At 67.4% G+C, this 23622-nt stretch carries 21 protein-coding genes; 11 read left to right on the plus strand and 10 right to left on the minus strand.

The features are described from left to right. Positions 1 to 575: 575 nt before the first annotated feature. From EKG83_RS26600 to EKG83_RS26625, 6 genes are all read right to left on the minus strand, one after another. Positions 576 to 3290 carry an nSTAND1 domain-containing NTPase gene (locus EKG83_RS26600; protein ID WP_170191995.1) on the minus strand — a complete coding sequence of 905 codons (2715 nt, stop codon included), beginning with the start codon at positions 3288 to 3290 and terminating at the stop codon, positions 576 to 578. A 241-nt stretch (positions 3291 to 3531) separates the two neighbouring features. Next, on the minus strand, positions 3532 to 4128 hold the full coding sequence (locus EKG83_RS26605; protein WP_153278430.1) for an IS630 family transposase: 597 nt from the start codon (positions 4126 to 4128) through the stop codon (positions 3532 to 3534). Then, positions 4053 to 4592 carry a winged helix-turn-helix domain-containing protein gene (locus EKG83_RS26610; RefSeq protein WP_033436072.1) on the minus strand — a complete coding sequence of 180 codons (540 nt, stop codon included), beginning with the start codon at positions 4590 to 4592 and terminating at the stop codon, positions 4053 to 4055. Before EKG83_RS26610 ends, EKG83_RS26605 begins: the two co-directional genes overlap by 76 nt. Positions 4593 to 4653: 61 nt before the next feature. Continuing rightward, a protein-coding gene (locus EKG83_RS26615) for an IS5 family transposase (RefSeq protein WP_153278431.1) occupies positions 4654 to 5480 on the minus strand; the annotation gives its coding sequence in 2 pieces (ribosomal slippage) (positions 4654 to 5126 and positions 5126 to 5480; 828 coding nt in all). 72 nt (positions 5481 to 5552) lie between these two features. Beyond that, positions 5553 to 6842, minus strand: a complete 1290-nt coding sequence (locus tag EKG83_RS26620; RefSeq protein ID WP_153278432.1) for a tetratricopeptide repeat protein — start codon at positions 6840 to 6842, stop codon at positions 5553 to 5555. 104 nt (positions 6843 to 6946) lie between these two features. After that, a complete protein-coding gene (locus tag EKG83_RS26625) occupies positions 6947 to 8554 on the minus strand; it encodes an ATP-binding protein (protein ID WP_051766961.1) in 1608 nt (535 codons plus the stop codon). Between the two features lie 503 nt (positions 8555 to 9057). Here EKG83_RS26625 and EKG83_RS26630 point away from each other — a divergent pair. Further along, on the plus strand, positions 9058 to 9357 hold the full coding sequence (locus EKG83_RS26630; RefSeq protein WP_033435427.1) for a hypothetical protein: 300 nt from the start codon (positions 9058 to 9060) through the stop codon (positions 9355 to 9357). Positions 9358 to 9453: 96 nt separating this feature from the next. After that, the gene (locus tag EKG83_RS26635) at positions 9454 to 11379 is read left to right on the plus strand and encodes a tetratricopeptide repeat protein (protein WP_033435426.1); all 1926 of its coding nucleotides are present in this window, start codon (positions 9454 to 9456) and stop codon (positions 11377 to 11379) included. 95 nt (positions 11380 to 11474) lie between these two features. Here the strand turns inward: EKG83_RS26635 and EKG83_RS26640 are convergent, their stop codons facing one another. Beyond that, positions 11475 to 11816 carry an SgcJ/EcaC family oxidoreductase gene (locus tag EKG83_RS26640; RefSeq protein ID WP_228122216.1) on the minus strand — a complete coding sequence of 114 codons (342 nt, stop codon included), beginning with the start codon at positions 11814 to 11816 and terminating at the stop codon, positions 11475 to 11477. A gap of 166 nt (positions 11817 to 11982) precedes the next feature. Here EKG83_RS26640 and EKG83_RS48305 point away from each other — a divergent pair, with 166 nt between their 5' ends. Genes EKG83_RS48305 through EKG83_RS26650 form a run of 3 tightly spaced genes read left to right on the plus strand, consistent with a single transcriptional unit; the run spans position 11983 to position 12815 of the window. Next, a complete protein-coding gene (locus EKG83_RS48305) occupies positions 11983 to 12267 on the plus strand; it encodes a helix-turn-helix domain-containing protein (RefSeq protein ID WP_211269304.1) in 285 nt (94 codons plus the stop codon). A 57-nt stretch (positions 12268 to 12324) separates the two neighbouring features. After that, positions 12325 to 12522 carry a helix-turn-helix domain-containing protein gene (locus EKG83_RS49780; protein WP_407690789.1) on the plus strand — a complete coding sequence of 66 codons (198 nt, stop codon included), beginning with the start codon at positions 12325 to 12327 and terminating at the stop codon, positions 12520 to 12522. Then, positions 12447 to 12815, plus strand: coding sequence for a transposase (locus EKG83_RS26650; RefSeq protein ID WP_051766960.1), 369 nt, complete (start codon positions 12447 to 12449; stop codon positions 12813 to 12815). Before EKG83_RS49780 ends, EKG83_RS26650 begins: the two co-directional genes overlap by 76 nt. Positions 12816 to 13149: 334 nt before the next feature. Here the strand turns inward: EKG83_RS26650 and EKG83_RS26655 are convergent, their stop codons facing one another. Then, on the minus strand, positions 13150 to 13833 hold the full coding sequence (locus EKG83_RS26655) for an HNH endonuclease family protein (RefSeq protein WP_033435424.1): 684 nt from the start codon (positions 13831 to 13833) through the stop codon (positions 13150 to 13152). A 726-nt stretch (positions 13834 to 14559) separates the two neighbouring features. Here EKG83_RS26655 and EKG83_RS26660 point away from each other — a divergent pair. From EKG83_RS26660 to EKG83_RS26675, 4 genes are all read left to right on the plus strand, one after another. Next, complete coding sequence (locus EKG83_RS26660) at positions 14560 to 15996, plus strand: (5-formylfuran-3-yl)methyl phosphate synthase (RefSeq protein WP_170191971.1); 1437 nt, start codon at positions 14560 to 14562, stop codon at positions 15994 to 15996. After that, the gene (locus EKG83_RS26665) at positions 15993 to 17111 is read left to right on the plus strand and encodes a hypothetical protein (RefSeq protein WP_033435422.1); all 1119 of its coding nucleotides are present in this window, start codon (positions 15993 to 15995) and stop codon (positions 17109 to 17111) included. The genes EKG83_RS26660 and EKG83_RS26665 overlap by 4 nt, the downstream gene beginning before the upstream one ends. A gap of 122 nt (positions 17112 to 17233) precedes the next feature. Beyond that, a complete protein-coding gene (locus EKG83_RS26670; protein ID WP_153278434.1) occupies positions 17234 to 18958 on the plus strand; it encodes an endonuclease/exonuclease/phosphatase family protein in 1725 nt (574 codons plus the stop codon). Between the two features lie 65 nt (positions 18959 to 19023). Then, positions 19024 to 19971, plus strand: coding sequence for a carboxymuconolactone decarboxylase family protein (locus EKG83_RS26675; RefSeq protein WP_033435421.1), 948 nt, complete (start codon positions 19024 to 19026; stop codon positions 19969 to 19971). A gap of 137 nt (positions 19972 to 20108) precedes the next feature. Here the strand turns inward: EKG83_RS26675 and EKG83_RS26680 are convergent, their stop codons facing one another. Next, positions 20109 to 20378, minus strand: coding sequence for a hypothetical protein (locus EKG83_RS26680; protein ID WP_153278435.1), 270 nt, complete (start codon positions 20376 to 20378; stop codon positions 20109 to 20111). 132 nt (positions 20379 to 20510) lie between these two features. Further along, entirely contained in the window at positions 20511 to 21680 is a 1170-nt protein-coding gene (locus EKG83_RS26685; RefSeq protein WP_211269302.1) for an IS701 family transposase, read from the minus strand. 10 nt (positions 21681 to 21690) lie between these two features. On the opposite strand from EKG83_RS26685, the gene EKG83_RS26690 reads away from it, so the two are divergent. Both EKG83_RS26690 and EKG83_RS26695 read left to right on the plus strand, forming a co-directional pair. Then, positions 21691 to 22686, plus strand: a complete 996-nt coding sequence (locus EKG83_RS26690; RefSeq protein WP_153278436.1) for a hypothetical protein — start codon at positions 21691 to 21693, stop codon at positions 22684 to 22686. Positions 22687 to 22835: 149 nt separating this feature from the next. Next, positions 22836 to 23615 carry an IS5/IS1182 family transposase gene (locus tag EKG83_RS26695; RefSeq protein ID WP_033435418.1) on the plus strand — a complete coding sequence of 260 codons (780 nt, stop codon included), beginning with the start codon at positions 22836 to 22838 and terminating at the stop codon, positions 23613 to 23615. The last annotated feature ends 7 nt before the right edge of the window (positions 23616 to 23622 follow it).

Below are 23622 nucleotides of genomic sequence, written 5' to 3' on the forward strand. Positions count from 1 at the left end.
GCCGGGTCGCACGCGCACGGTGCCGCCGCGCTCGCCGACCACGAACCCCTACTGGAGGACGGCACGACCCTGGACGAACTGCTCGCCGAGATCCCCGACTACACCGCGCCCGACCGGTTCGGCGGACGCCGCGACGGCGACCGGCTCCACTTCCCCGACGCCCGGACTGCGCAAGAACTACGGGCAGCCATGCATCGCCTACTCACCGGAACTGCGCATCGCACGGACGGGCGCCTGACCAAACAGAACCTTTGGAAGGAGGCCGGAGTCAGTCGGGCCACCATGAACCGCGCCCGCACGATTCTTGCGGAATGGGACGCCCACGTCGCCCAACACAGCACTGGCGACTCCGAGCAGACCCGCCACGACAACGAGATTCAAGAGCTACGACGCAGAATCGCTGATAAGACTCGCGAGTGCAGCGATCTGCAACACCGATTGGACGCCGCGACTAGTGCGATCACTGCACTTCATCACGACAATACCCTCCTGCGACAGGGGCTTGGTCAAAGTGACACCAACATCACCTCCCTCAGGGAGTATATGAAAAATTGATCAACGGGCGAGCGGTCAGGTCATGTAGTCGAGCGCAGTTGCGTAGAGATCCCACAGGCTCTGGCCCACGCGCGGATATACTTACCTGCCGAAAGCGTGGTCGATTCCGCCCACTCGGCACCGAGCGTATCTCTGTGTGCGATCCCAAGCGATAGCGGAGAAAGGCCAGGATTCGCCTCTAGCGCGGCAAATGCTTCGGAAATACCTCGCTGTCGCTCCACGATCGCGCGAAGCCGTTTTGGCTCGATCGCGCCGTGTGAGAAAACAGTGCTGTCGGACAGAGTGATGCGTTCACCGTCGTCCGTCTCGACCAGGCCGAGTGTAGTTAGATCGCGGACACCTGTCGCAAATCCGTTTCTAGAAGGACGGGCGTGTCCCGTTGGGTCGAAGAGATGCATCAGGAGTTGCAAAGCAGGCCCAGGGTTCGCGTTGGGAAAAGGGCTTCGTACACGAACCGGCACTGATCCACTCAGGAGGCGGCCGAGAGGCTCGCTGTCGTTTTCGGATGGCCTTTCCATCCCATTCGACAGAAGGCGTACTAGACCGGCGTACTCCATCCATTGACAGAAGGAGCGCGCGTATGTAACCCAACTGTCGCTTTTTGCTGACACTGCTCTGAATTCGCCGGAAAGTGTAGACGCAAACTGGTGAATGGAGACAGTACCTTCACGGGCGATCATGTCCGCAGCCAGCTTGTACATCTTATGTCTGCGCAAAGCCTGGGAAACTCGCGCCCTGATGGCTTCTTCCTTGTCCGAAGAATTCATCAGGTCCGCTTCAAGCGTGACGCGGTTTGACTCCGAGGTCAATACGCCAAATTGGCGGAGCTCGCGAGAGTAATTGAAGATGACCGTTGGTGTTGTATCCAGCCGTGTTGCTGCGTCGGGGACCGAAATACTGCCGCCTTCAGCGACTACCACACGCAACAGGCGACCGGCACCAAGAGGCGCATAACGGACGACATATGAATCCTCGATCGCGACACTGCCATTATTGAGGTAATCACGAAAGGTGTCCCAGTAGACGTCGATTGTATGACCGACCTGCACCACTAGGCGTTGATGAAGAAGACTGTCGAGTACTGTACTGGTCGTCGCATCGTAGTCTAGATCAGATAGGACCACTGGCGCGGCCTGGGCGATGGTTCGGAGAAGAGATTGTTCGCTGGGATTCAGGCGGGCGAGATCGCTTTCGAACAAACCCCGAGCGTTCAATGCTTGCTTAGCTAGATCATCCTGTTTGATGCCACGAGCAACTTCTGCGATTATGTGAGCGCCGAACTTCTTGAATAGCCATGGCAGGCCCTGTGAGTTGTACTCGCGAAGCCTCTGCCTAAGCTCGCGATTGAGTTTACTGCCGAGTGACTTCTCAAGTCGTCGTAGAAGCGCCTCGATTTCGCGCGGTCCGAACGGGTCGAGATCGAAGACCGACGACGCGTCGCGGATGTCGTTGCGGAGCCCGAATGGGTAACCTTCGGTCCACGCGACCACGTCGGTTTTCCAGGAGAAGCTAATCGTCAATGGTGCGCTTATCTCACGAATTAGATATGTGAGATCGCGAAACTCTCGGGTGAGGTCCGTGTTCCGGAAGACGTTCTCGAACTGATCAAAGGCAAGGAAGATCGGTCGAGCGGGAGAAGCCCATGTGGCACGTTTGAGGGTTTCCACAATGCTTTGCAGGCTGCTGAATGCGGTTTGGGACGGCAGTTCGATGACTTCTCTTTCGACTGCCTTCCTGATCGTCCTTTCCATTGCGGCAGCAACGAAGTCGGAACGTTCTGCGGTTCTTGAGTCGAATACCATGCCGACTCCGCCGACTTTTTCAACTTCCTTCTGCAAGTGCAATACAAGCGAACTCTTGCCCCAGCCGGACTTGGCGTTGATTACAACTGACCCGGCCGTAAGGCGCCCCTTCATCTTTTCAAGCAGTGACTGGGCGAGAGTTTTCCGTCCGATGAAGAACTCTGGTGCCGCTGGAAGTTGATACTCAAAGTCGGACGTACTGCCTTGAACCTCAACAATTTTCGGCAATGAAGGAACATGAATCGGAACTGCTCCTGCTTCATGGCCTGCGCGTACTACTGGAAGACCTTTAGAAAGGTTCTTCTCTATCAACCGAACAATAGGGAGTGGAACATCTTTATTGCGCGCCCATGTCACCCATCTGGAGCCTCCTCGCGTATCCGAGTCCAGCTCGCACGCAGCCAGAACTACCCCATGTTCCGTGATTACGACAGTGGGGTCTGATCGGATTTCGGGCCCGTCTTCCCATCTGGGTAGCACATCTGCCGCTTGCAGCAGTTCGCAAATCTCGTACGAGCCAAGGTAGCGAAAACCGGGAAAGGTAGCTTCGGCTAGCTCGGCTTGCTCTTTCGCCTCGGGTGTCAGGCGGGGAAGTGCGATGAAGAGCCCTTTGGTCTGCTTATCCTTAGCTTGAGCTAGAGAAAACTTTCCAATGAAAGTCATCAATGGTGGCACTCGAACGTTGGAGCTGTATGCTTTGCATTCACAGATTAGCTGTTCGCCTGTGACTATGTTGCGAGCTCGGACGTCCAGCTCTATGCCTTCGCTCGTGGGGTTCAGATTTTCTGGGTGAGGATCACTGTATCCCTGTGTTGCAAGAAGCTTCGCGATAAACTTCTCGAAGAGGTGACCGCGTTTGTTGGAGATCTCGCTTGTCGAAGTACCCTCTGCGAGAACGACGACGGCGGCGGTGTCAACAGTGATCTGGTCCACCATCGCAGGGTACGCGACCTCGGGCTCCGGGGGAATGGTGGGATGTCAGGCAATGCGACCACGATCGGCGTCGGCGGCCCCAGGGGGTGCAGGCTTGGAGGATCTGCTGAACGAAAACGTCGACGACGAAATTCTGACATGTCGGGCTAGACGCTTGATGATGAATCGTGTTTCGGGTCTAAGTCGTTACTTCCGCAATATTGCGGACTTACTGATCTTCAATTCGTGGTGTCGAATGAGGTCAGGTGGGGTGGAGTCGGAGTCCGGTGCCGATGAGGCAGCCGTCAATGAGGTCGTTGCGGTACTGGATCTTGCGTAGGCCCTGCCGGACCGTCCGGACGAGATGGTCGACGGTGGTGAACGCGACGTTGGACAACCAGCGGCGTCGCAGTACCGACCAGATGCCCTCGACCGGATTGAGGTCCGGTGCGTAGGAGGGAAGGCGGTAGGCGGTCAACCAGTCCGTGCTGTCGATGAAGGACAGCATGTCCTCGGAGCGGTGGGTGGGAAGGTTGTCCCAGACCAGCACGATCGGCCCGCCGAGCTGGTGATGGGCGGCCACGAGCAGGTCGCGGTAGTCGGTCCAGGCGAAGCTGCGGCGCCCACCGACTCCGTCCAGTCGGGGCCGGTAGATTAGCCGCGATCGCTCGCCCGGCTTGTAGCAGGCCAGCGCCGCGACCGACATCCGGCGCCGTGCCCCGGCGCGCACCCGGATCACCGGTGTGCGACCGCGGGGCGCCCAGGTGCGGGAGGTCGGCGGCGTCATCGACATCCCGGCCTCGTCCTCGAAGACGACCCAGGCGTCGAGCGCCGCCGCGGTGCTTCCACCTGCGGCCACGTGTCCTTCACCCACCCCGCAACCGCCTGGTCGTCGCGTTCCACCGCCCGCCGCACCGGCACCTGACGCGTCCAGCCGTGCCGCCGTAGCAGCAGGTGAACCCCCTGCACGGTGTAGGCCAGGTGGAACCGGCGCCCGATCACGGTTTTGAGCCGTGACAGCGTCCAGATCTGATCCGGCCAGCCGTGCGCCATCGGCCCCTTGTGCAGCTCCCGCTCCAATTGCGCGAACTTCGCCTCATCCAGACGGGGCGACGACGCCGGGCCGGCCGAGGCCAGCGCCCGGGAACCGCCTGCGACCCAGGACCGTCGCCAGCGCTGCACCGATCGCACAGTGACCCGCAAATCCTTGGCGATCACCGCATTGGCCTCGCCGTCGGCGAACCGCTCGGCCGCCTGCAGGCGCAGTCGTTCCCGGAACTCCCGCCGTTCGTCGGTCAGCCCGCCACCCTGCGCGTACCGCATCCCACCGGCATACCGCAACGATCAAGACCTGTCAGCACCCGGCGACAACACGAATTGAAGATCAGTAACGCAATGACTGGTGGCGTTGGAGTCGGCGCCAGCAAATGATCGAGCAGGCCAGGCTGAGGAAGGCTTCGTGGATGTCATCGCGGACCTCCCAGCGGATGCGCAAGCGGCGGAACCAGTGCAGCAGCGCCAGCGCCTGCTCGACCACCCACCGGTGGACGCCCAGCCCGGAGCCGTGCTCGACACCGCGGCGGGCGATGAATGGCCGGACGCCCTTGGCGCGAACCTGCCTTCGATAGGTGTCGTGGTCGTAGCCCCGGTCGGCGTAGACGCGGTCGGGTCTGCGCCGTGGACGTCCGCGTCGCCCGCGTACCGGCGGGACGGCGTCGAGCAGCGGCAGCAGCTGGGTGACGTCGTTGCGGTTGGCACCGGTCAGCGTCACCGCCAGGGGCACACCGCCGCCGTCGGTGATCAGGTGGTGCTTGGAGCCCGTTCGGGCGCGGTCGACCGGGCTCGGCCCGGTTTTGGGCCGCCCTTCACCGCCCTGATCGAGGAGGAGTCCACCGCCGCCCGGGACCAGTCCAGCGCCCCGGCCGCCTGCAACTTCGCCAGCAGCAGCTCGTGCAGCCGCGGCCACACCCCTGCCTCGGTCCAGTCCCGCAACCGCCGCCAGCAGGTCATGCCCGAGCCGTAGCCCAGCTCCTGCGGCAGGAACTCCCACCGGATACCCGTGTAGAGCACGAACAGGATGCCGCACAACACCTTGCGGTCGTCCAACCGCCTACGTCCGGGGTATCGGAAGCGCCGCTCGACCTTGGGCAACAGCGGCTCGATCAGCTCCCACAGCTCGTCCTCGACCTCCCACGGTCGACGCCGGGCCACACCAACCTCCTGCCGGACAACACCCCACCCGACAAGATTGAAGTATAGACAAGATCATTCTGTTAGGAGTTCTTAATCCGGCGATTCCTTGTACACCGAGCGCTCTAGCGACATCGCTTCGTCGAGGCAAACCAACCCTCGCGGCAACGCGCCTGCCTTCACCAACGCGATGCCGAGCGCCTTCAAAGGCCGGACGAGTTGCGGCCGGAACCGCACGAGATCTTGCTCAACGAGATCACGCGAGATCCGTACCGCTTCCTCGGCCGCCGTCAAGGCCTCGGCAATCCGCTCCAATTGCAGCAGTGCGACCGCGAGGTTGCCGAGCGTGGCCGCCAACTGGTCGCGCGCGGCGACCGAACCGAGGGGGCAAGCCCTCAAGAGTTCGACCGCCGTCTGTGATTCGACCACCGACGCGGACCAGAGATCCAGCTTGGCCAGCCGGTTCGCCAGCGCGTTATGCGCGGAGGCCAGCTCGGCCCGGAAGGTGCCTGGGTCGTGCTCGGCGAGCACCCGGTACACCTCGACCGCTTCACGAGCCGGGTCCAGCGCGTCAGCGTACCGCTCAGCCTTGGCTAATGTGCTCGATAAGCGATAGAGCGCATGCGCGAGGCCGCGGCGATGCGCATCGGGGATGCGGTCGACCAGGCGGCGCTGCACAACGACAGCCTCCGCGGCGGCGAGCATCGCCTCGGTGGGTTGCCCCAGGTCCAGCAGGTCGGCTGCCAGGCTATCCAAGGACTTCGCCAGACCGGGCTCGTGGGCTGCGGCGTCGTCCTCGACCAGTCGACGCCGCAGCATGACGGCCTCGGAATTCGCAGCGAACGCCTCGGTGTACCGCTCCGCCCCAGCCAGGACGGAGCCGAGCGTGTGCAGAGCTCGGACCAACTGCGGCAGGAACGACGCCGGGTTGATGTCGACCAGGTCTCGATAGCGGGCAACCGCCTCAAGGGCGGCCGCCTGCGCTTGCTCATGCCGTTTCAGTCGGGAGAGATTGCCCGCTAGGTTGTTCAGGGATAGGGCCAAGTCGGCGCGGTGCACCTCCGGACGTGCTGCGACGAGCACTCGTCTGACGCCCACCACCTCCTCGTTCGCCACCATGGCCTCCTCGTGCCGTTCCAACATGCTCAACTGGACGGCGAGGTTGTGCAGGTACGTTGCCACGACGTGCTCTTCGATGGAATGCGCGTCGCGGACGAGCCGCATCACCTCTTCTGAGGTGGCGAGCGCCTCGACGTCGCGTCCCAGCAGCGACAGGCACGTGGCCCGGCGGTCCAGCATCGCGGCGAGGTTCGGAAGGTTCGAGTGGAACGTGTCTCCGTCGTCGACCGACGTGCGACGGAGAATGGCGATCGCCTCGTCCACGGACGCCAGCGCATCGCCCCACCGTCCCAGTTCTACCAACCACGCCGCCCGGGAGTACAGCGCGCTTGCCAGGTATGGGTCGAGCACGCCTGGAAATGCCTCATTCAGCACGCGTCGGACGCGCAGACCTTCATCGACCGCCGCCAACGCCTCCGTGTACCTGCCCGCGTACCCGGCCCGGTTGCCCTGGGCGACCAGCAGCGCGGCGTAGGTGGCCGGGCTGCCCCAGCGGCGACGCGGTGCCGGGTCAGGCGGCTGGTCAGGTCGGCGATGCCGGTGTCCAGATCGATGTGCCGCTCCTCGGGCAGCACCGCTTCAACCGCGTTGAGCACCGTCGGGTCCAGGCCGTCCAGCTCGGCCAGTGCGGACAGCACATCACCACCGGCGAGCGCGACGTGCGGATGCGCGCGCAGCAGCGGAGCCACTTGGCGCTCGACCAGGTGCGGCCACCGGCGCGCGGCTTCGATCAGGGTGGTCGTCGCGGAGCGCAGCGCCTCGGTGGGCACCGGCGGGTCTTTCGTCACCAGCAGCTTCGGTACCGCCGAAGCCCATGCGTCCGGCTCGTGCCCGGCGACGTCGTGGCCAGGCATCATCAATGCTAAGAAGTCCTCGGCGAGCCGGTCTGGGTAGAGGGGTTCGAGGACGGTGTCCGGGTCCGCCGCCGGGTAGCAGCGCGCGTGGTCCTCCAGCACGTGGTCGACCGGTTCGGAGGGCGAGGGCACACCGAGCTCGCCCAGCACGGCCGCAGCGTCTCGGTAGGGCAACGCGCGGGTTAGGATCGCGGTAAATACGGCCCGCGCCATGGTCGCAGGCCGAATGGCCGAGCGCCCAGCGCGGTGCAGGCGGTCCCAGTAGGCACGTTCCCGGTCGAGCAGGTACGCCGATAACTTCGATGGCTCCTCGGGCGCCCGTACACCGCGGCGGTGGGCGTCCACGGCCACCAGCGCCGCCATGTGGACCGACAGCACCAGCGCGAAAGAGTCCTCGGCGAGACTAGCCGGACGCGGCCCACGGTATGCGTCGGGCACGCCAAGCACCTCCGCGAAACGGTCACGCGCCCGATCGAACAACGTCTCCCGATCGGATGCGCCGGATGCCAACGGTCCAAGGCGCAGCTGCCCCGTAGCGAAGCCACGGTCCGCGAATCCGTGTCGCACAGCGGCCCACCAGCCAGCCGACCGGGCAACGAGCAGCAGGCGCACCGGCACCGCACCCAGGTGCGTGGCCAGCGCCAAGAGGTCGTCCACGGGCCAGCGTTCGGCATAGTCGACCACGACCAGAGCGCCCGTGCCCACCTCTTCCCAACCTCGGTCCGCGAGATGGCCGTCGCCCACGTGGCTTGCCACGCGCACCGGCCAACCCGATTGCGCACACTCCTCGGCGAACCGGGTCGCCAGCCTAGTCTTGCCCTGTCCACCGGGCCCATGGACCAGCAGGATCGCGCGTTCCCTGCGGTCGTCCCGCCACTGCCGCAGCTCAGCCAACTCGGCATCGCGCCCGGTGAACTCAACGACCCTGCGGTGAGCCGCGAGCAGGTGGCTGGGTGGCAGATCCGCGAGCGATTCGCGGTCGACTGGGCGCACGACGTCTAGCCTGTAACGCGGAGCCACATCAGATGAGTAGTGGTGTACACCGCCATGGATGACGCCCGCCTGAACCACCGACCCGATCGACGCGGCCCGAACATCGTTGACTACCTCAGGCTCCGCCATCCGAGTGACTGTATCGACGGGCCTTGTGGGCTTCACCGCAAAAGGGCGGCTCAGGACGTCTGAGCTTCCCTCGATAACCCGAGGTGGTTGTTACCGGTAGTTTGTTGACAGTGGAGTATGAATGTGGCAGGCCGTGAGGGGTAAGGTTTTCGCGCCTGTGCGAGGTGCGTCATGACCGCACGTCGTCCGTGTCCGCTGGCTCCGGGTCCGCTGGAAGACTATGCGGCCCGTTTCGACGAGCCGCCGGTCCACAGCAGCGCGGCGAAGCGGATGGCGTCGCGGCGCTGTGTGGCGTCGGCGGACTCGACGACCACGGTCACCAGGGCCGGGAGTACCAGGCGACCGCGGTGAACGCGATCACGGTCAGGGTGATCCACATCATCGGTAGGAGTCCTTCCTCGATCTTGCTGGGAGTGGTCGGCCGAGGGGTCGAGTGACCCTCATTCGGCCAGTTGCATCACCACTTGACCTTCGGATGATCACGGCGAGGTGAGCTGGGTGCGGTGAACTGGGCGAGCGCCGATGCACTCGTCGCACTCACCCTTGGCGAGAACTACCTGTTCGTGGCCACCGACGCGAACCCCGACAGCGTCAACGGCACGCTGCAGCGGGTGTTGGCCGAGGCGATCACCCGACGTGCTCTGTTCCCGGCACCGGCCCTGCGCGCCGCGCTACCCCCGTCGACCGGCGCGGGCGAATCGATCGTGCCCGGTCACATCCCGCTCACCCCGGCGGACCTGGAGGGTGCCGACGCGGTCGTCTTCATCGCCGACACCGACGGGAAGCGGCACCAGTACTGGTAGGCGCTCTCGCTGCGACGGCAGCGGCCCGCGTGGGAGGATGGCGGGCCAGTGCGGCGAGCCGGTCAACGCCTTGGGGTCGCAGGAGGTAGTTCGCCGATGGTCAACGAGTTCTCGGGTACCGCGCACGGTCCTGTCGTGCAGGCCGGGCGCATCGACCACCTCTCGGTGCACTACCGGCCGCCCGCCACCCACCTGAGGCAGCTGCCGCCCGCGGTCGAACTGGTCGGCCGCGACACCGAGCTCGCCGAACTGCGTTCGCTGGCCGACACCGCAACGACCGCGATCGGTGTCGGCGGGCCGCGGTGGGCCGGCAGGAGCGCGCTGGCCGTCGCGTTCGCGCACGAGATCGCGGACCGCTACCCGGACGGTCAGCTCTACCTGGACCTCAGGGGCAACCGGCACAACCCTCTGTCGCAGGAGGAAGCGCTGCGGTGGGCGTTGCGGTCGTCGGGACTGGCTGCGGAGGACGTACCCGATGATCCGTCACACCTCGTGTCCGCCTACCGCAGCGCGCTCGCCGACCGGCAGGTGCTCGTCGTGCTCGACAACGTCGTCGACGAGACCACGGTCGACGTGTTCACCCGGCCCGCCGGGCTGGTGCTGGCCACCGGCCGGGGCGCGCCGCTGTTCCCGCGCGGTGTCGCCAAGCTGCACGTGCGCCCGCTCGCCCTGCCGGACGCGATCGCCCTCCTGCGCCGTGAGGCGGACTCCGACATCTGCTGGTACGGGGACAGCGCCGAGCGGCTCGCCCGGCTGTGCGGCGGCCTGCCACTGCCGCTGATCGCCGTGGCCGACTACCTCCGCCGCACCGCGTACTCACCGCGCGGGCTCGCGGACCTGTTGGCGGACGGCCGCGTGCCGCTGTCGTCGTTGTCCGCCAACGGGGTGTCGCTGGGCGACTCGCTGGCCGTGTCCTACCGCCGGCTGCCGGAGGAAGCGCGGCCGGCGTTGCGCCGGCTCGGTGTCTTCCCCGGTGCGACGGTCAACGACCGGGCCGTCCAAGCCGTCATCGGTGATCGGGCACCCGATGCCGTCAAGCGGGCGTTGATCGCCGAGGGCCTGCTGGTCGAGCACTGGCGCGGCGGCACCACCGAACTGCCCGCGCCGTTCCGGTCGCTGGGGCGGGAGTGGCTCACCGACGCCGACGGCCCGGCCGATCAGGTCCTCGACCGGATCCTGGACCACTACGTCGACGCCGCCGAGTCGGCCCGGACTGCGTGGTTGGGCGAGCACCCACCGGGCACCGACGGCCGGTTGTCCGAGATGGTCCGGCGGACCAGCCGCGGTTTCTTCCTCGGTGAAGCGGAGAACCTGCGGTCCCTGGTGGAGAGCGCGGCGACCCGTCGCCTGGACGCCGCCGTGGGCCTGGCCCTGCCGCTGCTCGAGTACCTGACGAGGCAGGACGAGGATCTCCAGGCCGTGCACGAGCCGCTCTTACGCGCCATCACCGATCTTTCGGGTGACCACCGGAACGCGTTCGCCCTCCTGGTTCGGCTGAACGAGACGTACTCGCGGATGTCCCGGCCCGCGGAAGCCGCGGACTGCCTGATCGAAGCACAGCGCCTCGCCCGTGCCGCCCACGACGACGAGCTCGAGACCCGGGCCACCCGATTGCTGCTCACCGCGTTCGAGACCAAGCTCGCCCTGGCCCGGGAGTCCGGGGACCGGGAGTCGATCGCGAACAGCCTCGTGCTGGTCGCCAGCGCGCACCACGACCTGGACAACCCGCGGTTCGCGCGTCAGTTGCTGTTGGAAGCGCTGGACTTCTACCGGACGACCGACGACGTGCCCGAGATCGCCGATGTCCTGGCCGAGCTGGGTGACGTGAGCCGCGAGGCCGGCCACCTCGCGGAGTCCGCGCAGTTCCTGCGGGAGAGCGTGCGCCTGTTCGAGCAGATCGAGGACACGGAAGGGCTGGCGCTCGCTCTAGGGAGCCTGTCCGACACGTTGACCGACCTCGGCCTGCACGACGAGGCCGCCGCGCTGGCACGCTCCGACGAGCTGATCGACCTCGACGAGTAGGGGGTGTCCGGCAGATCGGGTTCAGTTCGCCCGTTCGATCGGTACGGCCGTGTTCTAGTTAGCGGTCAAAAGCCACCGGCCGTCTTCCTTGGACATCACGTACATCGGGGTGCCCCGCCCTCCTCGGTCACCGGCTCGCCGTCCGGGAAGAAGTACCGCTGGCGGACTTTGGCCGCGGCCACGTCCGGCCGGATGAAAAGCACGTGCACGACCTCGTACGACGGAACGAGGTCCTTCATCGCGCCGGGCAGCACCTGCCAGGTGAAGGCGGCGATGGCGTCACGGCCGATCAGCAGCCTGCCGGCCGCGGTGGTCCAGATGGCGTCCTCGCGGAACAGTGAGACGAACTCCTCGACCAGTTCGTAGCGCTGGGCGTGCTCGACGGTGGCGACCACCTGCTTGATGGCGTGGATCTCGACATCGGTTGCGCTGTTCATGACACGAACGTAAAATCTCGGCCATACTGGAGATCAACTGGATGTGGCCGGGGCGACGGCAGAGCCCCTGAGCCTGCCGACGACTTGCAGGGCACTGACTACCGATCTTCAATTCGTCTTGTCGTTGGGTGCTGACAGGTCTTGATCGTTGCGGTGTGCCGGTGGGATGCGGTATGCGCAGGGTGGCGGGCTGACCGACGAACGGCGGGAGTTCCGGGAACGGCTGCACCTGCAGGCGGCCGAGCGGTTCGCCGCAGGTCAGACCAACACGGTGATCGCCAAGGAGCTGCGGGTCAGCGTGCGGTCGGTGCAGCGGTGGCGTCGACCGTGGGCCGTAGGCGGTTCCCGGGCGCTGGCCTCGGCGGGGCCAGCCTCGTTACCCCGGCTGGACGAGGCGAGGTTCGCGCGGCTGGAACAGGAGCTGTGCAAGGGGCCGATGACGCACGGGTAGCCGGACCAGGTTTGGACGTTGTCGCGGATCAAGACCGTGATCGGGCACCGGTTCCATGTGACCTACACGGTACAGGGCGTGCACCTGTTGCTGCGACGGCACGGCTGGTCGCCTCAGGTCCCGGCCTGGCGGGCGGTGGAACGCGACGACCAGGCGGTCGCGGGGTGGGTGAAGGACACGTGGCCGCAGGTGGAAACACCGCGGCGGCGCTCGACGCCTGGGTCGTCTTCGAGGACGAGGCCGGGATGTCGATGACGCCGCCGACCTCCCGCACCTGGGCACCCCGCGGTCGCACTCCGGTGATCCGCGTGCGTGCCGGATCCCGGCGTCAACTGTCGGTGGCCGCTCTGGCCTGCTACAAGCCCGGCGAGCGATCGCGGCTGATCCACCGACCCCGACTGGACAAAGCCGGTGGGTGCCACAGCTTCGCCTGGACCGACTACCGCGACCTGCTCACCGCCGCCCACCACCAGCTCGACGGACCGATCGTACTGGTCTGGGACAACCTGCCGTGCGCCACGAGGCGCTATGGAATCGAGTGGGGGTGAAGGGACTCCACCGCTGGCCAGTCGCAGTTGGCTGGTGAAGCTGAGGGCAGTCGCTGCGTGGGAACGCATGTGGTGGCGGGAAGCAGCCCTGACAAAGTACGGGACGGGTCGGCACTGTCAGACGGCTCGGGTCCGGCGAGCAGTGAGGAGAAGGTGTGTGCTCCCCGCGCAGGCGGGGATGGTCCCTCCAGCTCGATCCGGCTGCTGGCGCCGGTTCCGTGCTTCCCGCGCAGGCAGGGATGGTCCCCGCCCTGAGAGGCAGTCTGACCAGGCGGGGTGATTGCTTCGATATCAAATGCAGTACGCGGGCTGCGGCCCGCTCGCAGGTCCGCGATCAGGATGGGGTTGTGACGCGTGCCGGTGTGGTGGTGATCGGTACGTTGGGGCAGTCGGCGGCGTGGTTGCGCAGGGTGGTCTGTTCGATGGTGTCGACGTGGAGGCCCCAGCGGGTTTTCACGGTGACCCAGTCGGTGATGTAGGTGCAGCGTGCCGGCGGGTGTGGGGGCATCCACTGGGCCGGGTCCTGGTCGGCCTTGGAGCGGTTGGATCGTGCGGTGACGGCGACGAGCGCGCGTGATTCGCCGAGGTCGTTGGCGTAGTCGCGTCGGCGTTGCGCGGTCCAGTCGAACGCGCCGCTGTCCCATGCCTCGGCCAGGGGCACCATGTGGTCGATGTCCAGGCCGCGGGCTTCGGTGACGGTGACGTCGTCGTAGTAGGAGTACCAGGTTCCGCCGGCGATGGTGCAGGTTCCGGTGACCTCGGGCGGTGTGACGGCCTCGTCGAGCAGGACCTCGGCTCGGGTGCTGCAGCCGTCCTGATCGGCGTCGATCCAGTGCTTGAACTTGGTGCGTTCGTAGCCGTCGCGGATCTCGTCGGCGACGGGCAGCGCCTCGACCGCGTCACGTAGTGGGACTGTCCGCGCGGCCGCAGCAGGGTCTGATGCGGCCTGTGCCTGGACGGGTGTGACCGCCACGCACGCCGCGACGACTACGGCGACTGTCCCTGAAAACCGCTTCATGGGGGCTCTCCCGCTGGATGAGAAAGGTTGTCCGTAAGCCAGTGGTGCCGCTCATCGGCCACGACCGGGAGCGGACTGTGGGACGGTCGTTCGAAGAGGATCGCGAGGCGATCCGACGGCGTTGCTGACGAGTCGTCAGCTCGTGCTGTCGGGGCGGACCTGTCGGCTTTCCCCGGGTATGGGCGCACACCGTCGGACAGTGCGTCGACCAGTCGTTGTCGATTCTCTTCGCATACAAGCAGAGCCGCTCCTGTCGCTCTAGCGGTGACGGTCGATTCCAGCCGATCGGGTCGGGTGGTCGGCTGGAGGAGTCGTATTCGCAGGGCCGCCGGTGACACCGTGCGGTCTGCGCTGCGGCCGGCACGCATCCCGGCGGGCAGTCGCGTCGATGCCTGTCTCGGGTCTTCGTGTGCCGGTCGGTGATGGGTACCGGGGTGGCGGTGAGGGCGTGGCGGGCCGCTCGCGTCGTCCCGCCGACGCGTGATGCTCCCCTGGCAGGTGATCCGGTCCAAAGCCGGCTTACCGCCCGTGGTGGGCGCCGGTGTCCCGAGAGGGATTTCGGAACACGAAGGCATGGCCGGTCCGATGTCGTCTTGGAATCGGCGGTGGCGGTTGCTTGCATCGGGTCGAGGTTCGGATTCGGATGGAGGGGTGTGTTCGGCGATGGTGGACGCGAGGCAGGACGATGCACGCGATCGGCGGCACAACAGGAAGTTGTTGGTCAGCGTGTTCGATCCGCAGGAGGCGCGGGAGGCGGTGTTGGGTGGGGCGCGGATCGTGGACAGCGAGGATCCGCGCAGCGCGTTGGGCAACATCAAGCCCCAGGCCATCATGGACATCTCCGACGCGGTGCTGAACTACACCCGTGATCAGGAGGTGCAGCTGAGCACCAACATCGGTGAGGACCAACTGCTGTTCCGGCGTACCGACAGCGGGCACGCGGTGGAGAAGTCGCCGTACGAGATCGCGGGCAAGGCGTCCCAGGCGGCGCTGGGGGTGGCGGTGTCGATGGGCACCCGGGTACACCCGTGCAACATCATCAAGGTCGGTTTGGACGGGATGCACCTGCCGGTCCTGGGGGACGTGCTGACCGAGGTGGTGCGCACGCTCAACCGGACCGAGCAGTTCAGCCACAGCCAGGTGATGTCGGTGTTGTTCGCGCAGGACCTGGCGCTGTGGCGGGAACGTCGGGACAACCCGCTGGTGGTACGCGAGCTGGTGGCGCTGCGGGAGTTCTCCCCGGTCACGGCGGCCTCGCCGGTCGAGGGCACGATCGACCTGCTGGACTACTACCAGTATCTGACCGGTCCCGACGGCGGGCCGCTGTTCCCGGAGCGGCCCGACCTGGAGCAGTTGATCGAGGCCGGTGTGCTGCCGGAGTGGTCGGACACCACCAGGGTGAAGATCAACGAGCCGTTCCCGCACTCGGAGTTCGGCATCACCCCGGCCGAGCGGACCGACCGGGAGGCGATCAAGAACATGGTCGACGCGACCGCGGCCGCCGGGGCCGACGGCATCATGCTCGACACCAGCATCCTGTTCAAGGTGGCCAGGGTCGGTCTGGTCGACACCACCGAGCCCACCGGAGGAGACGGTCCCTCCATGGTGGACTTCAACCGGTTCGACGTCACCGGTACCGGACCGGACGCCCTGGTGCGCGCGGGCATCCTGTCGGTGGAGGACATCAGGTTCTTCGTGGACTACTGCCACTACCGCGGGGTCGAGGCCAACCTGGCCGGGTCGCTGCAGAGCCACCAGGCCCAGCAGCTGTGGCGGCTGGTGCCGGAGATCGACCAGGTGTCCACGCGCGGCGGCGGGTCGGCGATCCTGCTCGACCCCTCCCGGCCGCCCGCGCAGGACGATCCGGTGGCCTCGCGGCGCGACCAGGTGATGATGCGGCAACTGGTGCGCGGTCTGGTGCCCCCCGAGCAGGGCGGCTACCTGTGGCTGCCGGAGAAGATGCGGTCGGTCGACGGCGTGGACGAGGCCGTGGCCCGGTTGCGGCAGAGCTTCCCCGACATCGGCTCGGTGTTCTGGGCCGACCCATACGGCCGGTTGACGCCGGTGCAGCCGCGCGTCCCCGAGAGCGGCACCCTGACCGCGGTACTGCGCCAGGCCGACCTCGGTGACGGCGACCGCCCGGTCGAGGTGGCGGCGCCGTGACCGACACCGCGACCCCCGCGCCGCTGCTGCTCACGCTGGAGGGCACTCCGGACACCGAGACCGGGTACCCGGTGCCGGAGCGGCCGATCATGAAGTTCGCCTGGCACACCGGCGCGTGGTTCGACGTGTTCGAGTTGCACACCGCGCTGATCAAGTCCGACCTGGCGCGCGCCCAGGCCGAGGGCCGCGTGGTGGTCTACCTCAGCTGCCCGATCAGCTCCCGCGGCGGCGGGTACTTCGCCACCAACGTCGACATCGCCCACCACACCGCCCGGCGGCTCACCGAGCAGTGGGGCGAGCGCTTCTTCTTCCTCAACCCGGCCGCCTACCAGCTGGAGTCCCGTCAGGGCACCGGTCTGATCACCCGTCACATCGCGGCCCTGCAGGACAAGTACCCCGGCCTGACCCTGGAGCAACTGCTGGCCCAGGCCCCTCCGACGGGCGGGGACTACATGCGCATGTGGTCGCGGGTGCTGATCGAGGACGACTACCTGGCCGACCCGGCCCGCAGGGACCTCAAGCTCGGCGGCGCGTTCGACGCCTACTACTTCCTCGGCCCCACCGACGCGCGGGAGTTCTTCTCGCTGCGCAGCGGCGGCGAGTCGCTGACCGACCGGATGGAGGGCTACTTCGCCCGCCGCTACACCACCGACCCGCAGTTCTACCTCGACTTCGGCACCGTCGACGACGGCGCGGGCGGGCGCCGCCCGCTGGATCCGAGCCGGCCTCAGGACGCGGTGGTCTACGAGGCGCGGCGCCGGAAGTTCCTGGTCTATTACGGCACCCGGGTGAGCACCGCGTTCAGCCTGGGCGCCCACGACGAGTGGAACATCCACCACCGCCTCAACCAGGCCCGCCGTGCCGACCCCGCCTACGGTGTCGGCGAGGAGATGGCCGGGTTCTTCGACGGCCGCCAGTTCAGCCTCGCCGAGACCGAACAGGAGACCCTGCCCGGTTACGAGGTCCTCGACGCCGGTGCGCGGGCGCGGTCGGCACTCGACGGCGCGACGGCGCCGGTCCTGCCCCAAGCTGAGGTGGCGTGGCCCTACGGCACGCTGTCCGAGCTGGTCCTGCCGCGCGAGCCGCTCGACTCCACCGCTCAGGCCACCCGGTGAGGGCGTCGTCGCTCTCGCGCGGGGCGCTCGTTCTCGGCGCGGTTCTGGTGCTGCTGTGCCCACCCTCGGCCTCGGCCTCCGTCGGGGCTTGGGCAGGTCCGCCGCGGGCACCGGTGGTCGACGTGCACGACGTGCAGGGCGCCGGGCACCGGTCGCCGCTGGCAGGACAGCGGGTGACCGTCGCGCGGGGCGTGGTCGTGGCCGCCGACGCCCGCCGCGGGGTGTTCTGGCTGCACTCGGTCACCCCCGACCCCGACCCGGCCACCTCCGAGGCCGTCCAGGTCGCCGTCGACGTGCCCGTCCCGCATGCCGGTGACCTGGTGCGGGTCTCCGGCGTCGTGCAGGAGCACCGCGACGGCGGCGACACCCCCACCAACGCGAACCTGTCGGTGACCCGCATCGGCGCTCCGGCGGCGGTGGCCGTGGTGGGCCGTCACCCGGTGCCCGCGCCCGTCCCGTTGGGCAGGTCCGGCCGGATCCCGCCGCGGGAGGTGGTCAAGGACGACGTGGTCGGCGACGTCGAGCACAGCGCCGCGTTCGACCCCGACACCCAGGGCCTGGACTTCTACGAGTCGTTGGAGGGCATGCCCGTGCGGGTGGACGAGCCCGTCGCGGTGTCCCCGGCACTGGAGTTCTCCGGCGGCAGGCGGGTCACCGTCGTGGCCGACGCGGGTGCGGACGCCACGACCCTGTCCGGTCGGGGCGCGCTGCCCGCGCGGGAGCACGACCCCAACCCCGAACGGCTCGGTCTCGTCACCGGGCCCGTGCCCGACGCCATCCCCGCGGGCATCGACGTCGGCGACCGGCTCTCCCCGGTCTGCGGTGTCCTGGACTACCGGTACGGCGCCTACGAGATCGTGGCCACGTGCTCCTCGACCCGCCACCCCGCGGGCCTGGTCCGGGAGACCGCGCGGCCCACAGGAGCAGACGAGCTGGCGATCGCGACGTTCAACGTGGAAAACCTCTCGGCAGTGTCACCGGCCGAGAAGGTCGCCGAGATCGCGCGCACCATCACGACCCACCTCGCCTCCCCCGCCGTGGTCGTCGTCGAGGAGGTCCAGGACGACGACGGGCCGGCCGACACCGGCGTCACCACCGCCGGACGCACCTGGCAGAGCCTCGTGGACGCGATCGCCGCCGCCGGCGGCCCGCGCTACGACTTCCGGCAGATCGACCCGCTCGACGGCACCGACGGCGGCGTGCCGGGCGGCAACATCCGGGTCGGATTCCTGTTCCGCACCGACATCGGGCTCTCCTTCGTCGACCGCCCCGGCGGCACCGCGACCACACCGGTCCACGTCGCGCCGGACGGCACGCTCACCATCAGCCCCGGACGCCTCCAGCCCGACCACCCCGCCTTCACCGACACCCGCAAGTCACTGGCCGGGGAATTCACCTTCCGCGGCACCCGACTAGTGGTCGTGGCCAACCACCTGAGCTCGCAGCGCGGCGACGACCCGACCTTCGGCCGCTTCCAGCCGCCCCGCACACCCAGCCGCGTCCCGCGCGGCGAGCAGACCGCCGTGCTGGGCGAGTTCGCCCGCGAACTACTCGACAGCGACCCGCACGCGCGACTGGTGCTCGCGGGCGACTTCAACGACACCGAGTTCTCGCCACCGCTGCGGACGCTGCACAACCTCGGTCTGACCGACCTGCCCGCCACCCTGCCCGAGGGTGAGCGCTACACCTACATCTACCAGGGCAACGCCCAGGTCCTCGACCACATCCTGCTCAGCCCGCACCTGGCCGCGAACGGCTACGACTACGACATCGTCCACGTCAACGCCGAGTTCGCCGACCAGGTCAGCGACCACGACCCCCAACTGGTCCGGCTCACCTTCCCCTGACCACCAGTCGCCACCGGTCCCCGCACGAACCACCCACGCCCCAGCCCTCCCGGAGGACCGAACCGATGACCGACGAACTCGTCCTGCCCACCACCGGCACCCGCGTGCCGCCACTGCCCCGCGCACGTATGAACGCCGAGGTGGAAGCGGCCTACGAGCTGAGCATCGCCACCTGGGGCATCCCCAGCAACCTATTCCGCACCATGGCCCACCACCCCGCCCTGGCCATCACCGAGGTCCCCTACGCCAACTCGGTCATCTTCGACGCCGGTGTGCTCACCGACATCCCCAACCCCGACACCGACCAGGGCGGCACCGTCCGCTACCCCACCTCGGGCTTCCTCGACCGGGTCACCAAGGAACTGGTCATCAACGTCGTCAGCCTGCTCAACCGCAGCCGCTACTCCATCACCCACCACACCGTCATCGGCTACAACACCCTCTCCGAACTCCTGCCCGACCCCGACCCCGACACCCGCGCCCAACTCGCCGAGGCCATGCTGCTGCACCTGGTCGACGACCAGGGCACCCCCACCTTCGACCGCCCCGGCGCACCGCCCTACACCGACCTGCACCTGGCCTGCCTGCGCCTGGCCGCCGCCACCCAGGCCAACCCCCACGGCATCACCGACGACCAGGTCCGCGACACCCACCGCACCCTGCTCGACCACGCCCCAGCCGCCATCACCGCCCACGGCCTCGACCAGTACCCCGGCACCGACACCCCCGCCTACCACAACGCCTACGCCACCGGCATGCTCGTCGAACTCACCTGGCTCACCGTCCACTTCAGCGGCCTGCTCAACGTCTGGTTCACCGTCCTGCACACCTTCGACGAAGCCAGCGTCACCGACGACGAAATCGACTTCATCACCGTCTACAACACCACCGTCCCCGCCACCATCCGCCGCCGCAACAACGCCCTCCTCGGCCCCACCGGCTGGGGCGACCACCCGCTCAACGGCACCGGACCGCAGTCGGCCGTATCGTCCGTCGAAGCGCTGACACCGTGATCTTGCGGGCTGTCCAACTGCCGGTTCTGTCGCTGTTTGATCACGCAACCAGCGGCAGAACCGCTCGTTTGCCAGACCCTGGTGCCGCGGACGACTCGTTTCAGGCCCTATCGGAGCGTGTCTGGACAGCTTCCGAGCTACCAGGGGAACCTCACGTGGTGCTGCGCGGTGGTCAATGCCTCGTCCAACACCATGTCCGGCTCCAGGTCCAGGACGGTGCAGAGCTGGACGACGCGGGCGATGTCGAGGGACTCTCCGACCTCGTAGTGCTCCAGGGCCGCGACGGTCAACGGGTGGCGCCGTGTGCGACGGTACTTGGCGGCCGGTCGTGACGAGATGACGCCGTGGCCGGCCAGGGCCTCGGCCAGTTCCTGCCGGGTCCACCGGCGTTGGTCGCGTGCCCGCAACAAGCTCTTGCCCAGGGCTTGACGGGCCTTGCCTTCGTCGCCAGCGTGGTACTGCGGGCGGGACGAGTCAGTACGGTCGCGGCCGACACAGCCCTCGGATCGCCGCGGTCGAGAAGGGCGGCAGCGCCGGCCTCAGCCGGTCGCCTCGCCCTCGGTGGGCGACGCTTCTCTCTCCCCGGCTCGCACGCGTGACCGCGAGGAATGCCTGTGCCAGCATGCACATCGTGACGTGCCGGTACCACGGAGTCCACTTGCGACCTGGTAGGCGCCCAGCCCGAGCCGGTCCTCGCCGGTCCTGTTGTCCTCCTCGATCCACCACCGCACCCCGGCGGCCCGGACCATCGCTGCCATCGGCGTGGCCACCGGCGCGTGGACGAGGAAGAACTCGATGTCGTAGGACGACGGCCGACCCTTGCGCTTGTGCATCTGCTTGGAGCGCCGGATCAGCAGCGTGTGGTCGAACCCGGCGGCCGGAGGCTGCTCCTTCACCGTCACCGCGTGCATCGCCCAGTCGTGCCACCGGGCCCCTCTGCCGCCCTCGCCCGCCGAGCGCCGCTCCCACCGGTGCTCGCCCGACCGCAGGACGTCCTGACAGCACAACGCCTTCCTCCGCGCGTCGACCAGCGGCAGATCCGCCGGGACCGCCATCACGTACGCGATCGCACCTTCGTGGCAGAACGCGCGCAGACCCGGGTCACGGCCGTAATCGGAGTCCGCGGCGAACCACCCGAACGGCACCCCCGCGGCGACCAGACGCGCCAGCATCCCCCGCACCAGCGCGGGTTTCGACGCGAATCCCCGATCCGGAGGCACTCCCGCCCTCCGGCACCGTGCCGGGTCGGAAGTCCACGACCGGGGTAAATACAGCTCGCGGTCCACGAACGCGTGCCCGGCCTCGGTCGCGTAGGTCAACATCGGCGCGAGCTGGCAGTTTTCCGTCCGGTCGGTCACCCCGCAGTGCTGCGGCGCCACCCCGACACTCCGGTCGCCCTTCTTGACCACCAGGGTGTCGTCGGCGACCACCACCGCCCCCAGACCCGCCACCACGTAGTCGCGCACCCGGTCGCGCAACACCTCGACGTCCCACACCGCACCGTCGAGCAGGTGCTCGGCCGGCCGCGGCGTGGCCAACCCGGCGTGCTCGGCCAGGCCCCACGAGTTCTTCCTCGGCACATCGGCCAACAGCGCACGCACCATCAACCCGAACGTCGCCCTCGGCTCCGGACGGTTGAACAACCAGCCCAGACCGTCGGTCAGGGCTTCCAGACCGGCGTCCCGGCCGGCGATGTCCCGGACGGTCACGGGAGTCACCATGCCAGGGGATGCGTCCGGTCAACCAGACCGGCTCATGATCTCGGAATATAGCACCGGGCAGGAAGCGCGGATGCGTTCGGCGGAGCCAAGTTCAGACGATCGGCCGTCGCGAAAATCCCTGCCGGATCAGCAGTATCCGTACGGTGGCGCTCACCCAGCCACGACCGACCATCAGGGCGATCCCTACGTGCCGGGAGGCGTCATGCTGAAAGGAATATGTCGAGCCGCCACAGCTTTGATCATGTCCGTCGTGGTGATTCTGCCAATCAGCGCGCGACCGGCGCGGGCGGCTATCGACTGGACAACCGTGGTGGCGGCCGGCATCAACGCGCTCAGCGCCTACCTCACGTCCAGCAATACCGCGGAAGCGATCAGACAGGCCACCACACAGATTCTGGCAGCGGTCAACGGGGCCAAGACGGACATCCTGGCGGGAATCGAGACGATCGCCGTCGCGGAGGCACGTGCCTGCGCCAACCACGCGGTGATCGAGTTCATCGACATCGAGCGGATGACGCCGGACAACATGCAGCGATTCGCCCAGGACGCGACGTGGTGCACCGTCTCGATCATCAGCCTGCTCCCCGCCGTCACCGGCAAGGCCCGGATCGATCAACTCGGGTTCGCACTCAACGTGGTCGGCCCGATCGCACTGAATGCCAGGGCGCGGACCGGGTTGACCACGTCCGCGCTTGAAGCGAGCCTGCACGGCGCGGAAAACACTCTCGTCTCAGCCATCACCACAGATTACTGCTACATTACGTCGTCGGACATCGATCCGGAACTCCCCACGCCGCGCGACGGAGACCCGATCGATTGGGACATATGGTGCGACGCGTATTACGCGTATCTCGGTTTGGGCTATAATTACGTCCTCAATCTTCCGTGGCCCACTCTGCCTTCCGACGCGGACATGGCAGTCGCGGAGAACATGGCGCTTCGGAACACCAGCAGGGCCATCGCCATCAGTGTGCTTCCCCTATTCCGTTACTGAACGTTTTTCATCCTGGTCGGGGTGCATTGGCAGGCACGGGATGTGGGCCACAAACCGGTGATCGTCGGCGTGTCGGTGCCGCAACGGGATGAAGCCCCTGGCAGGAGGGCTGTCGACCAAGATCAGTCCTGTTGCACCGAGGGCTTCACGTGCTGTTCTACCGTGCCGCGCTGCCGTTGTCACATCGGACCCTGAGCTTCGTCTCCGGCCTGGTCCGCGCCCACCGCCGACGGTCCGGCTCGGTGTGGCGCAGGCTCGACCCGAGGCAACAAGCCCTGCTGGTGCTGGTGTACCTGCGCAAGGGCGAGACCTTCGCCGAGACCGGCGCCGGGTTCGGCGTCTCCACCGCGACGGCTTGGCGCTACGTCAACGAGACCGTCGAACTGCTCGCCTCGCGGGCACCGACACTGCGGCAGGCGTTGCGGTCGGCGAAGCGGCGGGGAACGGCCTACGTGGTCATCGACGACACGCTGATCCCGATCGACCGCGTCGCCGCCGACCGACCCTTCTACTCGGGCGAACACCGCATGCACGGGGTGAACCCGCAGGTGATCGCCTCGCCGGACGGCACGATCCTGTGGGTGTCCGGCCAACTGCCCGGCAGCACCCATGACACCGCGGCCGCCCGGATTCGGCACATTCTCGCCGCGCTGCGCGAGGCCGGGTTGATCGCCGTGGGCGACAAGGGCTACCACGGCTACGACGACACCGGTGATCACGTCATCACCCCGTACAAGGGCAGGAACAAGCCCGAGTCGCAGAAGGAGGCCAACCGCGCCCACGCCCGCCTGCGCGGACCGGGCGAACGCGCCAACGCCCAGCTCAAGACCTGGCGCGTCCTGCGCAAGCTCCGCTGCTGCCCCTACCGCGCCGGCCGCCTGGCCAAGGCCATCCACGTCCTACAGAACCACGAAGTCGCCGCAGGATGAAAAAGGT

It is taken from the genome of Saccharothrix syringae, from assembly GCF_009498035.1.
GTDB lineage: Bacteria > Actinomycetota > Actinomycetes > Mycobacteriales > Pseudonocardiaceae > Actinosynnema > Actinosynnema syringae.